This window comes from Pseudomonas sp. Sample_23 (assembly GCF_004307595.1).
Classification (GTDB): Bacteria; Pseudomonadota; Gammaproteobacteria; order Pseudomonadales; family Pseudomonadaceae; genus Aquipseudomonas; species Aquipseudomonas atacamensis.
The window spans coordinates 16834-31860 of record NZ_RCNX01000011.1; the positions used below are offsets into that span (position 1 = coordinate 16834).

Annotated in this window: 17 protein-coding genes, 3 tRNA genes and 1 pseudogene; 10 read left to right on the forward strand and 11 right to left on the reverse strand. The window is 56.5% G+C overall.

Annotation, left to right across the window (positions count from 1 at the left end):
- Positions 1-81: 81 nt before the first annotated feature.
- Positions 82-363 carry a peptidylprolyl isomerase gene (locus tag D8U82_RS02630; protein WP_016774509.1) on the reverse strand — a complete coding sequence of 94 codons (282 nt, stop codon included), beginning with the start codon at positions 361-363 and terminating at the stop codon, positions 82-84.
- A gap of 95 nt (positions 364-458) precedes the next feature.
- Positions 459-1327 (reverse strand): annotated as a pseudogene (locus tag D8U82_RS02635) (triacylglycerol lipase).
- Between the two features lie 334 nt (positions 1328-1661).
- On the opposite strand from D8U82_RS02635, the gene D8U82_RS02640 reads away from it, so the two are divergent.
- On the forward strand, positions 1662-2774 hold the full coding sequence (locus D8U82_RS02640) for a hypothetical protein (RefSeq protein ID WP_123442622.1): 1113 nt from the start codon (positions 1662-1664) through the stop codon (positions 2772-2774).
- Between the two features lie 17 nt (positions 2775-2791).
- Here D8U82_RS02640 and D8U82_RS02645 read toward each other — a convergent pair whose 3' ends face one another.
- Positions 2792-3865 (reverse strand): 3-deoxy-7-phosphoheptulonate synthase, encoded by a 1074-nt coding sequence (locus D8U82_RS02645; RefSeq protein WP_130901614.1) that lies wholly within the window; start codon positions 3863-3865, stop codon positions 2792-2794.
- A gap of 605 nt (positions 3866-4470) precedes the next feature.
- On the opposite strand from D8U82_RS02645, the gene D8U82_RS02650 reads away from it, so the two are divergent.
- The 6 genes from D8U82_RS02650 to D8U82_RS02675 all read left to right on the forward strand — a co-directional run bounded on the left by D8U82_RS02650 (position 4471) and on the right by D8U82_RS02675 (position 8358).
- On the forward strand, positions 4471-4914 hold the full coding sequence (locus D8U82_RS02650; protein WP_130901615.1) for a GNAT family N-acetyltransferase: 444 nt from the start codon (positions 4471-4473) through the stop codon (positions 4912-4914).
- A 127-nt stretch (positions 4915-5041) separates the two neighbouring features.
- Positions 5042-5683, forward strand: a complete 642-nt coding sequence (gene uvrY, locus D8U82_RS02655) for a UvrY/SirA/GacA family response regulator transcription factor (protein ID WP_024012761.1) — start codon at positions 5042-5044, stop codon at positions 5681-5683.
- A 2-nt stretch (positions 5684-5685) separates the two neighbouring features.
- On the forward strand, positions 5686-7509 hold the full coding sequence (gene uvrC / locus D8U82_RS02660; RefSeq protein ID WP_024012762.1) for an excinuclease ABC subunit UvrC: 1824 nt from the start codon (positions 5686-5688) through the stop codon (positions 7507-7509).
- Between the two features lie 32 nt (positions 7510-7541).
- Positions 7542-8102: a CDP-diacylglycerol--glycerol-3-phosphate 3-phosphatidyltransferase gene (gene pgsA / locus D8U82_RS02665; protein WP_016774513.1), complete on the forward strand. Its 561-nt coding sequence runs from the start codon at positions 7542-7544 to the stop codon at positions 8100-8102.
- A 60-nt stretch (positions 8103-8162) separates the two neighbouring features.
- A tRNA-Gly gene (locus D8U82_RS02670) sits at positions 8163-8238 on the forward strand.
- A gap of 46 nt (positions 8239-8284) precedes the next feature.
- Positions 8285-8358 (forward strand) — tRNA-Cys (locus D8U82_RS02675).
- 81 nt (positions 8359-8439) lie between these two features.
- Here D8U82_RS02675 and D8U82_RS02680 read toward each other — a convergent pair.
- Positions 8440-8979 (reverse strand): GAF domain-containing protein, encoded by a 540-nt coding sequence (locus D8U82_RS02680; RefSeq protein ID WP_016774514.1) that lies wholly within the window; start codon positions 8977-8979, stop codon positions 8440-8442.
- A gap of 491 nt (positions 8980-9470) precedes the next feature.
- On the opposite strand from D8U82_RS02680, the gene D8U82_RS02685 reads away from it, so the two are divergent.
- Positions 9471-9557, forward strand: a tRNA-Leu gene (locus tag D8U82_RS02685).
- Positions 9558-9650: 93 nt separating this feature from the next.
- Here the strand turns inward: D8U82_RS02685 and D8U82_RS02690 are convergent.
- From D8U82_RS02690 to D8U82_RS02725, 7 genes are all read right to left on the reverse strand, one after another.
- Positions 9651-10682, reverse strand: coding sequence for a tyrosine-type recombinase/integrase (locus D8U82_RS02690; RefSeq protein WP_093101818.1), 1032 nt, complete (start codon positions 10680-10682; stop codon positions 9651-9653).
- On the reverse strand, positions 10683-10889 hold the full coding sequence (locus D8U82_RS02695; RefSeq protein ID WP_093101817.1) for a DUF4224 domain-containing protein: 207 nt from the start codon (positions 10887-10889) through the stop codon (positions 10683-10685).
- Positions 10886-11359, reverse strand: coding sequence for a hypothetical protein (locus D8U82_RS02700; protein ID WP_093101816.1), 474 nt, complete (start codon positions 11357-11359; stop codon positions 10886-10888). The genes D8U82_RS02695 and D8U82_RS02700 overlap by 4 nt, the downstream gene beginning before the upstream one ends.
- A gap of 11 nt (positions 11360-11370) precedes the next feature.
- A complete protein-coding gene (locus tag D8U82_RS02705; RefSeq protein ID WP_093101815.1) occupies positions 11371-11736 on the reverse strand; it encodes a pyocin activator PrtN family protein in 366 nt (121 codons plus the stop codon).
- 158 nt (positions 11737-11894) lie between these two features.
- Positions 11895-12176 carry a phage antirepressor KilAC domain-containing protein gene (locus tag D8U82_RS02715; protein ID WP_008086765.1) on the reverse strand — a complete coding sequence of 94 codons (282 nt, stop codon included), beginning with the start codon at positions 12174-12176 and terminating at the stop codon, positions 11895-11897.
- 9 nt (positions 12177-12185) lie between these two features.
- Positions 12186-12776, reverse strand: a complete 591-nt coding sequence (locus tag D8U82_RS02720; protein WP_093101813.1) for a hypothetical protein — start codon at positions 12774-12776, stop codon at positions 12186-12188.
- A gap of 253 nt (positions 12777-13029) precedes the next feature.
- The gene (locus tag D8U82_RS02725) at positions 13030-13791 is read right to left on the reverse strand and encodes a S24 family peptidase (RefSeq protein ID WP_081500543.1); all 762 of its coding nucleotides are present in this window, start codon (positions 13789-13791) and stop codon (positions 13030-13032) included.
- A gap of 101 nt (positions 13792-13892) precedes the next feature.
- Between D8U82_RS02725 and D8U82_RS02730 the strand changes: the two genes are divergently transcribed.
- Positions 13893-14144: a YdaS family helix-turn-helix protein gene (locus D8U82_RS02730; protein WP_081500541.1), complete on the forward strand. Its 252-nt coding sequence runs from the start codon at positions 13893-13895 to the stop codon at positions 14142-14144.
- A 318-nt stretch (positions 14145-14462) separates the two neighbouring features.
- Entirely contained in the window at positions 14463-14981 is a 519-nt protein-coding gene (locus D8U82_RS02735) for a phage regulatory CII family protein (protein ID WP_009049401.1), read from the forward strand.
- The last annotated feature ends 46 nt before the right edge of the window (positions 14982-15027 follow it).

Genomic DNA, 15027 nt, shown 5'->3' on the forward strand with positions numbered 1-15027 from the left:
GCGCCACTCGCCAGCCGTATATGTAACCGAAACACAACGGCCCACCAAAGGGTGGGCCGTTGTCAGCAACAGGACGACGAATCAGTCCTGACGGCTGGTGACTTCCAGCAGGTGGTAACCGAACTGGGTCTTCACCGGGCCTTGCACGACGTTGATCGGCGCGCTGAACACCACGGTGTCGAATTCCTTGACCATCTGGCCAGGACCGAACGAACCCAGGTCACCGCCCTGACGGCTGGATGGGCAGCTGGAGTTGGCTTTGGCGACTTCAGCAAAATCGGCGCCGGCTTCGATCTGAGCCTTGAGTTCGTTGCACTTGTCTTCGCTGGAAACCAGGATGTGGCGGGCAGTGGCTTTGGCCATGGGGAATTCTCCGAACTGTTTCAATAAAAGGTGGAGCGTACCGGAATCAGTCGGTGAATTCTCGGCAAAGTTCCATTCTGATTCCCTGACTCTACTCAAAGATCCGCCGCACGCAGGCGCCGGGCATGCTCGACGTACAGCTCGATAGGGTCTGGCGAAGACGCGGTTACTTCCGGGCTGCGCCGCAAACTAGCCAGGTGATCCATTGGATAATCAGAGCGGATCACTTGGCCGAGATGGCTACTGAAGCGTCCGACGAAGCCGTCATTCTGCTGGGGTTCGGTGGTGAAATACTGCGACAGGACGCGGCAGGTTGCTTGAACCGGATCCAGCGCCGGCAGCCTGGATTGCGCAACAACCCCGCTCCACGAGTAGTAACGCACGCCGTTGACTTGCTCCGGGCCGTGACCGCCCCAGGTGTGTGGCAGGCCTTGTGGGAATTTGTCATTGAATTGACCGACGCCGACGGTGGTCAGTGCGTTGAGTGCGGCCACTGCATTCTGTGGCAGTGCCACGCTGCCACTGAGCAGCGACAACAAATCGGCAAATTGCGTCGCCACATTTGTGCAACGACCTCCGGCAGCTTGCCCGGGACCAGTGCCTTGCGCAGGAAGTCGGCGAGCTCCGAACCATGGTTCGGACCACTGACGGAGGTGACTGAAGCGACGACGTTTGGTGCAAGCGCTGCCGCATAGCGTGCAGCGAGTGCACCTTGACTGTGTCCTATAAGGTTGACTTTCTTCGCGCCTGTGCCTCGCAGCACGCAGGCCATCTGTGACAGCAATTGCTCACCCCGCATTTCATTGTCATGGGTGGCCGAAAGGTGTGGAACAAACAATCGACAGCCAGCCGCTTTCAGCGCGGATTTGACGTCATGGAACAGCTCGAAATGACCGATACGCTCGAACCCGAACAGACCGTGGACCAACAGGATGGGATAACGAGTTGTAGCATTCCGTTGCATGTTCTTACCTTTTTCGTAGAAGTTCATCGGGAAATCACCGAGCCACTCTAAAACACCCCTGTCGCTGAGGAAGTACGAAGAGGCTTCGCGTTGTGTTTGAAAATGGACTACGAGGCGTACGAAATTTCGGAGAGCTGTGAAATCCGAATCGGAAGTTCAGTGGGTCGTTTGTCGGCATAACAGCGCGAACGCCCCGGTTGCCTACCTTGCGAGTAGCGCTTGCGCCGTCGTTGCGGTGTATTCGGCTGACATCAAGAACATTCGAAGAAGTCCTCAATGTAGATGTCAGTGTCGCCATTCGGGGCGGCACGTTTTCCAGGGAGTGGAAACGAAAATGAATAGCCATGAAGTCGAGTTTTGCTGGCGGATGCGTCAGCCGATGGTTGCCGAAGTGTCCATCGAAACTCTTGTCGCGCCGATGATTGACGGGCTCAGTGGGAGCGTGTTGGATCCTTCAGTGGTCAAAGCCATCGTTCGCATTTCTCCTTATGCCAACATGAGCTGCGGCGATCAGTTGATGCTGTATTGGGAGGGGCTGGATATCGAAGGCTTCACCTATCAATACGAGAGTGTTCGATTCATCAGCCAGGCTCAGGTCGGCAGGGACGTAATCTTCGTCATCAAGGCCATGCATGTGGCTGCGCTGGATGGAGGCTCGCTGGAGGTCTACTGGACACTGCAAAGTGCGTCCGCGCCCAAGGCAGTGGAATCTGCACGCCTGCAACTGTCTGTGGGCGACATACGCACGCAATTGTTGGCGCCACAGATCGAAGGCTCGGTAAACGGAGCGCTGGAGCCATCGCGAGTGGCCGAGGGCACCCTGGTGACTCTGCAGCCTTACGCGAGGATGTCGGCGGGCGATCGGGTGATGTTGTCCTGGCACGGCGATACCTCGCCCGAGATCTTTACCGACTCATTGAACGTGGAGGCCTACTCCGTCGCGCAATGCCTGTCGTTCTGGGTGCCGGGTAGCTACATCGAAGCTCACCGAGGTGGTGAAGTGGTCGTCGCCTACCGTGTCGAACAACGCTGTGGAACGGTTCGAGCGTCCGAGCCTGCCACGGTTTTCCTAGGGCCTGCAGTGCGTGCGCAATTGCCTGCGCCGGATGTCGTCGAGGCAGTTGAAAACGTGTTGTCACTGAAGGATTCGGTCGACGGCGTTTCCGTTCTCATCGAAGGGGCGCAGGTGCAAGAGGATGAGTTGGTCTATCTCAAGTGTGACGGTGAGTTCTTCAGTCACCGGGATGATCTTGAAATTACGCGGGAGACGGCTGGTCAAGCGGTGTGTTTCATCGTCCCTCACCGGTTCTGGCGTGAGCATCACGGCACAACGGTGCAGATCGCCTACACCGTGGAGCGTCTGGACGATGTCAGTCAGCAATCCCCCGTTAGGCAAATCAGCGTGGAGGCTTTGCCAGTGAATGCCGGCCCTCCGCGCTTTGAATGAGCGGGAGGGCGGTTCGATCAACGTTCGGCTTGCGCGACGCGTCGTGCGGCATCGGTCAGCAATCGCTCAGTTGCATCGAAGCCGAGGCAGCCGTCGGTGATCGATACGCCGTAGCGCAGAGAGCTGCTCAGCGGCTGGCAGCCTTCGAACAGGTGAGATTCCAGCATCATGCCGATCAGCGAGTGGTTTCCCCGCAGGCGTTGTTCAAGGACGTCATTGAAGACTGCTGGCTGGCGCAGTGGATCCTTGCCGCTGTTGGCATGGCTGCAATCGACCATGATCCGGCTGGGGATCTTCAGTCTGCTGAGCTCGGCGCTGATGTTGGCCACGCTGGTTGCATCGTAGTTCGGCCCTTGATGGCCACCGCGCAGCACGATGTGGGTGTCAGCGTTGCCGGCTGTCTGCACGATCGCCGGATGCCCTTGGCTGTCGACGCCGAAGTGCCGATGCGGATGGGCTGCCGAGCGCATGGCGTCGACAGCAACGGCGGCGCCGCCGTCGGTGCCGTTCTTGAAGCCCACCGGCATGTTCAGGCCGCTGGCCATTTCGCGGTGGATTTGCGATTCGGTGGTGCGGGCACCAATGGCCACCCAGCTCAGCAGGTCATCAAAGTAGTTGGCGGCCATGGGTTGCAGGAGTTCGGTAGCGACCGGTAGTCCGAGCCGGATCATTTCCAGCATCAGTTCGCGCGACAGCGTCAGACCGGCAGCCATATCGTCAGTGCCGTCCAGATGCGGATCGTAGGCCAGACCTTTCCAGCCGATCGTCGTTCGCGGCTTTTCGACGTAGGCACGCATGACCAGCAGCATTTCACCGCTGACATCTTCGGCCAGGCGAGCGAGTTTGCTGGCGTATTCGATTGCCGACTGCGGATCATGGATAGAGCAGGGGCCAACGATGACCAGCAGGCGCGGGTCTTCACCGTCGAGGATGGCGCGCACCGCCTGGCGATGGGCAGTGACCTGCTGATGCAGGGAATGGCTGAGCGGTAATTGCTGTTTGAGCTGCAACGAGCTGGGCAGGCGCAGGGTCAGCGCTTCGTTGGCAGAATCGAGGGTGGACAGCGGCAACGCGGAAACTGAAGAGTTCATGTTTGGTCTTCCTGGGCGGATGGCGGGTTTTTCCCGCGCACTCGGCCCTATTGGGGTGTTCGACAAATGGCCGTACTGGCTAGGCATGTGTGTTTGCCACCTGTGGGCGACCGATCGGAGGCGGCAGGCTGTCCCGAGCGGAGGCTGGTAAATCGCCAGGCGCTAAAGCTGTCGTAACGGTAATAAGTGGCGTAGTTCATGGTGTATTCCTCGAAGTGTCTGGTGTGGTGCTGAAAATTGTGGGCCTGAAAAAACAAAACCCCCGGTCGGGAGGCCGACCGGGGGTTGAGAAATCTCTGGTAGGCGACCCGTTATCATGGGCGCCGTGTGGGTATCAGGCGCGCCAGTGGCTAAACCAATACCCAAAATAGAAATTGACCGGAGCGCAGGTGACATTCGCCCACGCAGCCGCAATCGAGCGCGAGGCGCTGGCGATGCAAGACTGTGAAGAGGCGTTGAACATGGTCTGTCTCCGATGAATACGCCGAGCTTACTCGACGCTGATACGCGTCAGCAATCAGAAAATGCTATTGCGTGCCGAGCGAAACGGCTATCACTGGTAAACGATCTGGTTAAAGTACATTTTTACGATTGGAGAGAGCTGAATGAGTTATCGAATTCGGCATGCCACCCATGATGATCTTGCGTTTGCGCGGGATCTGACCTGTCGCAACATGCTGCGCTATTACATTGACCACGATCTGTTGTGGCAGGACGAGGCATTCGACGCAGGCTGGCAGTATCGTGAGAACTGGATGATCCTCCAGGATGAACTGCTGATCGGCTTTGTCAGTCTGAGCGAGGATGCCCGAGCGCTGTACATACGCGAATTGCAGATTGATCATCCGTGGCAAGGGCAGGGCGCCGGTTCCTGGGCCATTGATCAGGTGATCGAGATGGCTCGGCAGACAAGGCGACCGGCACTGCGGCTGACAGTGTTTGACAATAACCCGGCGCAAAAACTGTATGCATCTAAAGGACTGCACATCGTGGGCAGGGATGAGTGTTTCCTCAGAATGCAGCTCGATTTGAGTACAGCTGTGCTCTGAAACCCACAGCCGGCAAGCCCTGAATGACGAATTGAAACTTTTTAAATGCGGCTTTCCGCTAGGTCTGTCTGGCACTTTTTGCTAAGGTGTCCGGCATCCCAATAAGACCATATCGCGAGGTGTCTGCTTGATTAGGGTGCTAGTGGTCGACGACCATGATCTCGTTCGTACAGGCATTACACGGATGCTGGCCGATATCGATGGCCTGCAGGTGGTGGGTCAGGCCGAGTCAGGTGAAGAGTCCCTGATCAAAGCCCGTGAATTGAAGCCTGACGTAGTGCTCATGGACGTCAAGATGCCCGGCATCGGCGGCCTCGAGGCCACACGGAAACTGCTGCGCAGCCACCCGGACATCAAGGTGGTTGCCGTTACGGTGTGCGAGGAAGACCCTTTCCCGACGCGTTTGCTGCAGGCCGGCGCCGCCGGTTACCTGACCAAGGGCGCGGGTCTGCCGGAGATGGTTCAGGCCATTCGGCTGGTTTTCGCCGGGCAGCGTTACATCAGTCCGCAGATTGCTCAGCAGTTGGCGATCAAATCGTTCCAGCCAACCAATGATTCGCCGTTCGATGCCTTGTCGGAGCGGGAAATCCAGATTGCCTTGATGATTGTCGGCTGCCAGAAGGTCCAGATCATTTCCGACAAGTTGTGCCTGTCGCCGAAAACCGTGAACACCTACCGCTACCGCATTTTCGAGAAGCTTTCGATCAGCAGCGACGTCGAGCTGACACTGCTCGCGGTGCGTCACGGCATGGTGGATGCCAGCGCCTGACCATGACCGAGACATTTGATTCCAGTGCTTTCCTGTCGACCGTCAGCGGTCGGCCGGGCGTCTATCGCATGTTCGACAGCGAAGCGCGCCTGCTCTATGTCGGCAAAGCGAAAAACCTGAAGAAACGTCTGGCGAGCTACTTTCGCAAGACCGGGCTGGCGCCGAAAACGGCTGCACTGGTCGGGCGTATCGCTCAGGTCGAGACGACCATCACCGCCAACGAAACCGAAGCGCTGCTGCTGGAACAGACGCTGATCAAGGAGTGGCGCCCGCCGTACAACATCCTGCTGCGCGACGATAAATCCTATCCGTACGTGTTTCTCTCCGACGGACAGTTTCCGCGCCTGAGCATCCATCGCGGCGCAAAAAAGGCCAAGGGCAAGTATTTCGGCCCCTATCCGAGTGCCGGCGCCATTCGCGAAAGCCTGAGCATCCTGCAAAAAACCTTTTTCGTCCGTCAGTGTGAAGACAGCTATTACAAGAACCGCACCCGTCCGTGCCTGCAATACCAGATCAAACGCTGCAAGGCACCATGCGTGGGTTTGGTCGAGCCTGACGTCTACGCCGAAGACGTGCGCCACTCGGTGATGTTCCTCGAAGGTCGCAGCCACGCGCTGACCAACGAGCTGTCCACCGCGATGGAAGAGGCAGCGATCAATCTCGAATTCGAACGCGCGGCCGAATTGCGTGACCAGATCGCCTTGCTGCGCCGGGTGCAGGACCAGCAAAGCATGGAAGGCGGAACCGGCGATATCGACGTTATTGCCGCATTCGTCAACCCAGGCGGCGCCTGTGTCCACCTGATCAGCGTGCGCGGCGGGCGAGTGCTGGGTAGCAAGAATTTTTTCCCGCAGGTCGGCATCGAGGAAGACGTTTCCGAAGTCATGGCGGCGTTTCTCGGCCAGTACTACATCAGCAGCCCCGAGCGCGATTTGCCGAGCGAGTTGATCGTGAATGTGGTTCACGAAGATTTTCCAGCGCTGATCGAAGGGATTCATACCTTGCGCGGCCGCGAATTGGCCATCAGTCACCGGGTGCGCGGTACCCGTGCGCGCTGGCAGCAACTGGCAGTGACCAACGCTGAGCAAGCCTTGGGCGCGCGTCTGGCCAACCGTCAGCACACCGCCGCGCGATTCGACGCGCTGGCCGAAGTGCTGAATCTGGATGAGCCGCCGCAACGTTTGGAATGCTACGACATCAGTCATTCCAGCGGCGAAGCTACGGTTGCCTCCTGCGTGGTGTTCGGGCCGGAAGGTGCGATCAAGTCGGATTACCGCCGCTACAACATCGAAGGCGTCACCGCCGGCGACGATTATGCGGCCATGCACCAGGCGCTGACCCGCCGGTTCAGCAAACTCAAGGACGGCGAAGGCAAGTTGCCGGACATCCTGCTGGTCGACGGTGGCAAGGGTCAATTGTCGATGGCCCGTGATGTGCTCAACGAATTGGCCGTGCCGGATCTGATCCTGTTGGGCGTCGCCAAAGGCGCCACGCGCAAGGCCGGTTTCGAAACGTTGTATCTGAATGATGCAGCCCACGAGTTCACCTTGCGCGGCGATTCACCTGCCTTGCACTTGATCCAGCAGATCCGCGATGAGGCACACCGCTTCGCAATTACGGGGCATCGCGCTCGTCGCGGCAAGACCCGCCGAACCTCAACGCTGGAAGGCGTGGCAGGGGTAGGGCCGACCCGCCGCCGTGACCTGTTGAAACATTTTGGTGGATTGCAGGAGCTGTCTCGTGCAAGCATCGAAGAGATCGCCAAAGCCCCGGGGATCAGTAAAAAGCTCGCTGAGTCGATTTATGCGAACCTGCATAGTGAGTAGAATGCCCCTTCACCTCGTAGCCAGTTGTGCCGATGAATATCCCTAATCTGATTACCGTTCTACGCGTCCTGCTCATCCCGATCTTTATTTTGCTGTTCTATCTGCCCTACGAGTGGAGTTACATGGCCTCCGCTTCGGTGTTCGCCTTCGCGGCCGCAACCGACTGGCTCGATGGTTATCTGGCGCGCCGATTGGAGCAAAGCACACCGTTCGGTGCCTTCCTCGATCCGGTCGCCGACAAGCTGATGGTCGCTGTTGCCCTGGTCCTGCTGGTGCAGGAACACGGCAATCTCTGGCTCACGCTGCCAGCGGCGGTCATCATCGGTCGCGAGATCGTGATTTCGGCACTGCGCGAATGGATGGCAGAACTCGGCGCACGAGCGCAGGTAGCCGTTTCCAATCTCGGCAAATGGAAAACCGCTGCGCAGATGCTCGCGCTGGTGATTCTGCTGGCTCATCCAAAGGCATTCAGCTTCTGGGTCGTGCTCGGTTATACGCTGCTGATCGTATCGGCAGGGCTGACCCTGTGGTCGATGGTTCAATACCTTCGCGCTGCCTGGCCGCACCTGAAGACCGATGTCGAAAAGAAATAAAAGTTTTTTGAATCAAGGGGTTGACGGGGCATCTTAATTCTATAGAATGCGCCACACCAAGCGGGAATAGCTCAGTTGGTAGAGCACGACCTTGCCAAGGTCGGGGTCGCGAGTTCGAGTCTCGTTTCCCGCTCCAATTTGTACAGTGTTTGTTGTTGTGCTACTGACAGCAAAGACTTTGAGGCCGAGTAGCAAAATGGTTATGCAGTGGATTGCAAATCCACCTACGCCGGTTCGATTCCGACCTCGGCCTCCACTATCAAAAGCCCCGTAGATCAATGATCTACGGGGTTTTTTGTTGTCTGCAAAAAACTGGTATTCACATGTTTGCGGAGGATCAATCAGTCAAGCACGATCCGGTCTGGATGTGGCTGGCACCTTCCACCGTGAGATTCGAGAAAAAGATGCAGCCAATGAGCCGCGCGAACAGCGTCAATGTCTCTGCAAGATCGGGGTTGTCAAACAGAACAGCCCTTGAGTCCAGAGCACATAAGGCACCCCAGAGTCTCCCGTCCGGCAGAAAAACAGGCGCGCCCGCGTAGCTTTCAATTGAATACTGCTTCACCACAGGACGTGACGAAAGTCTTCCATCCTGGCTGATTTGTGGAAGGAACAGGGCTTGCGGATTTCGTCGAAACTCACTGCAAAGGGTGGTTTCCAGATCCAGCGTATCGCCGACATTTATTCCCAGTTCAATCGGATCGTACGCCGAACACACGATCCACTCTGTTTCAGTGAATTTTGCGATGCCGGCAAAGCGTGTACCGGTCAGACGGGTGACAAGTTGCAGGATATTGGTGGTCGCTTCGATCTCGGCGATCGCCGAGCGCTCCTCTTGGCTTAAAGACGCTTTTAGAACGGTGTCACTCATTTGCATGGAATCAAATCTCCTGATTGCTTGTACATCCCTGAGCACTGCTCTGGTGACGTTCTGTGAGGCGTGATCGTGGTTGAAGGGGGGGGGGCGTGCTGATTACCCTTTGATTATTGATTTCGGCGCCAACCTTTAGCGTAGACATCCTGTCCAGACTTGGGTTGCCTGCTCATAATCTCAATCGATGAATCATCTGTCACCCGTGCAGCTACGGTGATGGTGAGCATCTGAATCTTTTTGTGTTTATCGCCCCAATTTCCAGTCTGGTTGCTGCGATTTGCCACTAACTTCGGCCTCTACTTCAAGCAAACTCCGTAGCTCCCTGATTTCTGGGGCTTTTTGATTTTTCGCGGTCAGCGATATTTAGTTCTCAAATCGCGCACTCCAAACTTGCTTCACCGGGACGTGATGTATATATTCCCCGCTCGGCTTTTCAGGCAGTCATCCTGTCAGGATCGCAACCGCAAGGCTGAACAAAGCAACACCGCGCTACCGCCCGAATGGCGAAACTGGTAGACGCATGGGACTTAAAATCCCCCGCTCGTAAGGGCGTGCCGGTTCGATTCCGGCTTCGGGCACCATGAATATCAAGGGCTTGCATGACATACATCATGCAAGCCCTTAGTTCTTTTTTCCGCAATCAAAAAATCTTTTCCGCAATTCGTGACCGTTAGTCACCTCGTAGGGGTGACCTTCATGCCCTTTCGCATACGGATGTACTGTTCTGTCATCCCTACGGTGGTGTGCCCAAGTTGGTCTCGTGCTTCTCTGATGCTCCCTGTTGACTCCTCTTTATCCGTGGCCGCTTTTGCTCGTAGGTCGCGCATCTGAAATTCTGCTTTTGGAATCCCGGCTGCTTCCCTGGCGTCATCGAACCTTTTTCTGAGCATGCTGGCCGTCATCGGCTGCCCAGAGTCGATCACTACCAGGCGTGTTGATCTGATTTTCTGTCCGGCCTTTCGCGCCATGATTCGATCTATTACGACTTTGAGCTCACCAATGATTTCGATCCTTCGTTTAGCCCCAGTTTTGCCTTGCTGGACGGAGAGCTTTCCGTCGTTTATGTCGCGCTCATCCATCTTCAATGTGTCAGCGACCCTCTGGCCTGTTAGATAGAACAGGTCCAAAGCATCTCTTAATGGTTGATCGGCATGCTGGTAGGCTCGGGCAAGGACTTCGTCTTCAACATATATGTCGCGACCGGTTTCTTTATTACCCTTCACGCCTGAGCAAGGATTTGCCAAGGATGTGTAGCCGTTCTCGCGAGCGAAGTTCCAAATGGAGCTGAGTAACGCTTTTTCCCGATTTGCACGAATAGGAGCTGCCTTACCGCGATGACGAAGGTACTGGCTGACATGTTTCGGTTCGATTGCTTCTAGAGGGGCCGGTGGGTCGTTGAAGAACAGGAGAAGATTTTTCAGTTCGCGCGCGTTGTCCTTTTGGGTGGCATGGGCTTTCGTGGGAACCACCTCATTCATATAAAGCTCGGCCACGTATGCAAAGGTAAGTACGGTTTGTGTCAGAGTTTGAGAAACGCGGCTTTTTTCGAGCTTTGCGTACTCCAAGATGGCTAGGCCGTAATCTGTACCCAGCGGGATTTCCTTGCGTGGTTTCCCGCCAGTGTCATAAAGGTAGTAGGTGGTGTTGCCGCGTTTTCTCTCGCGCAGGCGAGGAATGCTTCCCGGCTTTGTTGGTCTTCGCCCCATTTATCCCACCAAGCGTGGCTGCCACGTCGGAACTTCTGGTGCGTTTGTAGTTACCCCTGTTAGCGCCGAGGCAATCACGCAGGGCCAGCCGTTGCGCTTGATGGTGTGACGAATGCCATTACGCTTCAGTACAGTAATCTGACCAGCTTTAGTTTTGGCTCCAGTCAACTCGCAGACCTGCTCATGGCTAAGAAATTGAATGTTCATGCCGCCTCCTTGCCAGGAAATACAGAGCGCTTCGAATGCGCTTGCTGTGCGACTTTGCTGCCCTCGATTCCTGGTTGCAGCTGCGCAGCCATTGCAAGTACCTGTTCGCGCATAGATCGGGCATCACGCTCGAGCTTCTTGCCGGTACGAAAGGCGCTGAAGGTTTCGGCGGCGATCCGCAGCAACTCGCCGATGGCGACCAGCGTCTGGTGCTCGGCCGGGCCGAAGAGGGGGGCTGCTTCAAGTCGTTTGCAGGTTTGTGCCAAGCGAGTGTGATCGGCCCGGATGAACTGCAGGGAGGCTCGAAGCTCGCGGATGGTTTTGGCGCTTGCGGCGCGTTGGATGTCTTTACCCTCGCGCAGGCCGGTCTCCAGGCCATCGCTGCGGCCTATGATGTAACCGCCCCAGAGCAGCAGGGCGGCCAGAGCTATCAGGATGATCAGTGCACCGATTTGTATTGGGGTCATCATGTGGTGTGCTCCTAAGGTTGTCGTTGGCTGGTGGTGACAGCCGTCAGTGGTGTGGGGGCCGTTTGGCGTTGGCCGTCCTGCTGTCGCTGCATATCTTCATCAGCCTTGTAGGCGCGGATGTCGATCAGCGAGGCAACATGGCGGATGTGCGCGTACTTCAACGCCTTGCGGCTGGTGTCCAGCGTGGTTATGGGAAGCTGGATCCGGCCGCTGTTGATCTCCGTCACAAACGACTGCTCGTTGAGATTGCGAAAGTATTGCTCGCGGACTTTTTCTAGCGGGATCAGGACGTCACCGAAGATTCGATAGAGCAGTTCGACGGTGGCCGATTCGGGCGCCGGATGCAGGCGAAGCGGATTCTGTGCAGCGTTACTCATGGCCTTGTCTAGGCTCCTTGCGTTGTTGTCGTGCCGGGTGGTTCCAGGCATTCAGGCAGTGGCGTCTGGTCAGCTCGCGCAGATGTTCGGGCACTTCGAGGAGCGCGGCGTTGCGCTCCTCGCGTGTGCGCATGGCAACGATCTGGCGGGCGTACTCCCTAGGCCACGTCACGGCGATCTGCTGGGATGGCAGGAAGATCGATGTCCAACTGCTCGGCCAGCCAGCGGATGCCGGCTTGCATGACGCGGGTCGATTGGCTGTACTGCATTCCGCATTTTTCGTCATACCAGGGGCTGTCCTTGACACGCAGGTACGCTTTGTCGCGCTTCGGGTTCGCTGGCAGGTTTCCCTTGAGCAAACCTTTTTCCCGCATGAGAGCGATCAGTTTGGGACGAGTGAGGCCGAGTTGTGTGGCTGCTTGGGCGAGGGTGCGTTCCATATCTCTCTCCTATGCTGCGTGCGCAGCTGGAGTGGCCGCTGCAGCAAGGTGATTAATGGACTCAATGACCTCTGCGTAGATCTCGGCATCGGAGTCATACAAGGTGAAGCAGCGCGTATGCGGACTCTTGTTGCCGATGCTCAAGATCGCGGTGACGCCGCGGCGTGTATGAGTACGATGCAGCGCCACATGCAGGGGAAGTTCAAAACCCATGTCGAGGCTCAGCACGCCGCCGGTGTGCACCAGTTCGAACAAGCGCTGCTTGTCCTGGGCTTCAAAGCGACCGTATTGACGATCCGCATGTGGGAGATGCACCAGATCGCTGGAGTTGCTCGCGTCGAACGGACCGTTGGCAATCTCTTCAATAAAGTCTGCCAGTTTGAGGTGCATCTTCTTGTCGTTTGGCAGGGTCAGCGTGTGGCGTTCGCTGCCCAGCTCCACGACAAAAGTGCTTACCACTGCGCCGCGCTCAGCCTTGAGACGGAATGCCAGGCATTCACGCTTCGGTGCTGTGCGCAGGACATGGTTGAAGGTCTCGGTCAGGTTGACCTGGGCGTTGAGCAGCTGCAGGGTGCGGTTGTCGATCTTGTACTTGATCATGCCGCGTGCCCTCCACCGTTTGGGTCGAAACACTTGGCAGGAGGGCGACGTTTTTTGGAGGTTTGGATGCTAATAAAAGCGCAGCCACATTCTCGGGCCAGACGACGAACCTCGAAAATGCGGCAGGGGTCAGCAATGGTTGGGTGCAAATGAATCGTAGCTTTGGTATGCATGAATTTGCCTCGCTCTGTGGTTAAAGAGTGAGTGCAAATTAGCAACAGCTAATTCATTTCGCAATAGCAAATGCTAAATTTCAGATCTCAAGGTACTTTGACGGCTTTAAGATAGCCCCTACGTAATGGATTTTCTCGACGAGCTTTTCCTCCAGGAAGATAGGAGGGTAGCTGTCGTTAATGCTATCGAACCGGAGTTGACCGTCCCGGCGATAAATGAACTCTTTCACCATTGCCCTACCATCGGTGGTCCGCACGAGGACCTCATCGCCAGTCTGATAAGCATGATTCGGTTCAATGAGCACAAACTCTCCGTTTTTGATGCGTGGATGCATGCTGCTTCCCACGACTTTCAAGCCATACGCATCGGGATCGGAACTGATAATTTCCAAATATCCATCGCCATGACCTGGAGGATATTCAAGTGCGTCGAAGTAGCCATCAGTACCCAACATAGCCTTTCCCACTACGGGTACTGGAGCAGGGCGCCGGTGCTCGCTTGCTTCCCGCTCTTCAGCTGTTCTAAGGGCGGTTTCGTTGATGGTTGCATTGAAGAACGCGGGGTGGGGCAAAACTGGAGGCTTCAGGCCAAGAGCGATCCAAGCGGCGGTGATTTGATGCTGGTCTTCGGCGGAGTAGGTTCCCGTCGTAAGCAAATCAGCAGGAATTGCGAGCTTTTTTGCAAGGTTCGTGGCAGCTCGGTCACCCAATGTCCGGTGCCCGTTTAGGATCTGAGAAATGTACGAAGCGTCCACATCTGCATGCGCTCCGGCAAAGTCCTTGAGTTGGTTTTCACCAATCAGGGCTTTAAGAATCGTGAGGCGTTTTTCGTAGATATTCATATAGGGAATCATCCGTGCTCCGTTAGCAAAATGTAAATTACGTTTTGCTATTGCGGACCGGATTAGCAGTTGCTAATCTTGTGTTGAATAGGGGGTTAGCAATGACGCTTCTCGAATACATAAAGATCCTAGACGACGTACAGCTCAAGACCTTTGCCTCTCGATGTAATACCTCAGTCGGCCAATTAAAGCAGGTTGCTTATGGCAATCGTCGAGCGAACGCAGCTTTATCCATTTCGATTGATCGGCATAGCGGCAGTCGTGTGACGTGTGAGTCGTTAAGGCCAGACATTGATTGGCAATATCTGCGAACACAGGCACCAGCTAATCACAGAGTAGAAAACGCTGCATAGAAAAAAGGCGACCCAAGGGTCGCCCAGTTTCTCCCGACAGCATCACCACAATGCTATCGGGTCGCGATGTCAGTAGGCGAGCACACCACATGTCGCCGACTTTCATCGCGTTTCCAAGGCTCGGAAGCCTTGGTGTTGCTGCCGTTCTTACCACAGAGCTGGCAGCTATTGCGCCAGGGGTGAACAACGGATTGTTCGCCCCGGCACGGTGCCGGTTTGGTCTTACGAACCTAGCCGGCTTTGGGCCTCTCCAGACCACGCGGCAAATGTATCACCAACTTCTGTCGCGCGGCACTGGCAACTTTTAGGATTAATGCCATGAGCCGTATCGCTCTGAGTTCTCTGGAACGGGCGCAGCGGGAAATCCTGCCGCTCGATTTAGCGCTGTACCACGCCGCTCGCGATTACCCGGGCGGCGCTGCTGCCATCGCAGCCACCACTGGCCGCAACCCGACCACGCTGCAGCACAAGCTGTCGCCAACCCACCCGAGCCACTCCATCAACATTCAGGAGTTTGGTGAGATCCTCGAACTGACCAAGGATCGCCGCATTCTCGATGCTGTGCATGCGCTGGTCGGTGACACGATCTGGCAGGAGCTAGCCGACACCTATACCAACGACATGCCCGAGACTCTCACCACCGGCATCGCCGAATACTTCCGCCAAGTCGCGGATCTCGCCGAGACCTGGGCCAAGAGCATCGGCGACGGTGTCGTCACCGATCAGGAACTCGCCGCGATTCGCCTGCAGGTGTTCCGGGGCATCCAAGGGCTGCTGGGTTTGTTCAACCGCGCCACCTACGTCAACCAGACGACGCGAGGCGCTGATCGTGGCTGACATCGCCGATTTCGCCAATGATCTGGTGCAGGAACGCATCGATCAG

Bases quoted from the DNA above. Each gene is read 5' to 3' on its own strand.
- D8U82_RS02630 (WP_016774509.1), bottom strand. From the start codon at position 363: ATGGCCAAAGCCACTGCCCGCCACATCCTGGTTTCCAGCGAAGACAAG.
- D8U82_RS02640 (WP_123442622.1), top strand. From the start codon at position 1,662: ATGAATAGCCATGAAGTCGAGTTTTGCTGGCGGATGCGTCAGCCGATG.
- D8U82_RS02645 (WP_130901614.1), bottom strand. From the start codon at position 3,865: ATGAACTCTTCAGTTTCCGCGTTGCCGCTGTCCACCCTCGATTCTGCC.
- D8U82_RS02650 (WP_130901615.1), top strand. From the start codon at position 4,471: ATGAGTTATCGAATTCGGCATGCCACCCATGATGATCTTGCGTTTGCG.
- uvrC (WP_024012762.1), top strand. From the start codon at position 5,686: ATGACCGAGACATTTGATTCCAGTGCTTTCCTGTCGACCGTCAGCGGT.
- pgsA (WP_016774513.1), top strand. From the start codon at position 7,542: ATGAATATCCCTAATCTGATTACCGTTCTACGCGTCCTGCTCATCCCG.
- D8U82_RS02680 (WP_016774514.1), bottom strand. From the start codon at position 8,979: ATGCAAATGAGTGACACCGTTCTAAAAGCGTCTTTAAGCCAAGAGGAG.
- D8U82_RS02690 (WP_093101818.1), bottom strand. From the start codon at position 10,682: ATGGGGCGAAGACCAACAAAGCCGGGAAGCATTCCTCGCCTGCGCGAG.
- D8U82_RS02695 (WP_093101817.1), bottom strand. From the start codon at position 10,889: ATGAACATTCAATTTCTTAGCCATGAGCAGGTCTGCGAGTTGACTGGA.
- D8U82_RS02700 (WP_093101816.1), bottom strand. From the start codon at position 11,359: ATGATGACCCCAATACAAATCGGTGCACTGATCATCCTGATAGCTCTG.
- D8U82_RS02705 (WP_093101815.1), bottom strand. From the start codon at position 11,736: ATGAGTAACGCTGCACAGAATCCGCTTCGCCTGCATCCGGCGCCCGAA.
- D8U82_RS02715 (WP_008086765.1), bottom strand. From the start codon at position 12,176: ATGGAACGCACCCTCGCCCAAGCAGCCACACAACTCGGCCTCACTCGT.
- D8U82_RS02720 (WP_093101813.1), bottom strand. From the start codon at position 12,776: ATGATCAAGTACAAGATCGACAACCGCACCCTGCAGCTGCTCAACGCC.
- D8U82_RS02725 (WP_081500543.1), bottom strand. From the start codon at position 13,791: ATGAATATCTACGAAAAACGCCTCACGATTCTTAAAGCCCTGATTGGT.
- D8U82_RS02730 (WP_081500541.1), top strand. From the start codon at position 13,893: ATGACGCTTCTCGAATACATAAAGATCCTAGACGACGTACAGCTCAAG.
- D8U82_RS02735 (WP_009049401.1), top strand. From the start codon at position 14,463: ATGAGCCGTATCGCTCTGAGTTCTCTGGAACGGGCGCAGCGGGAAATC.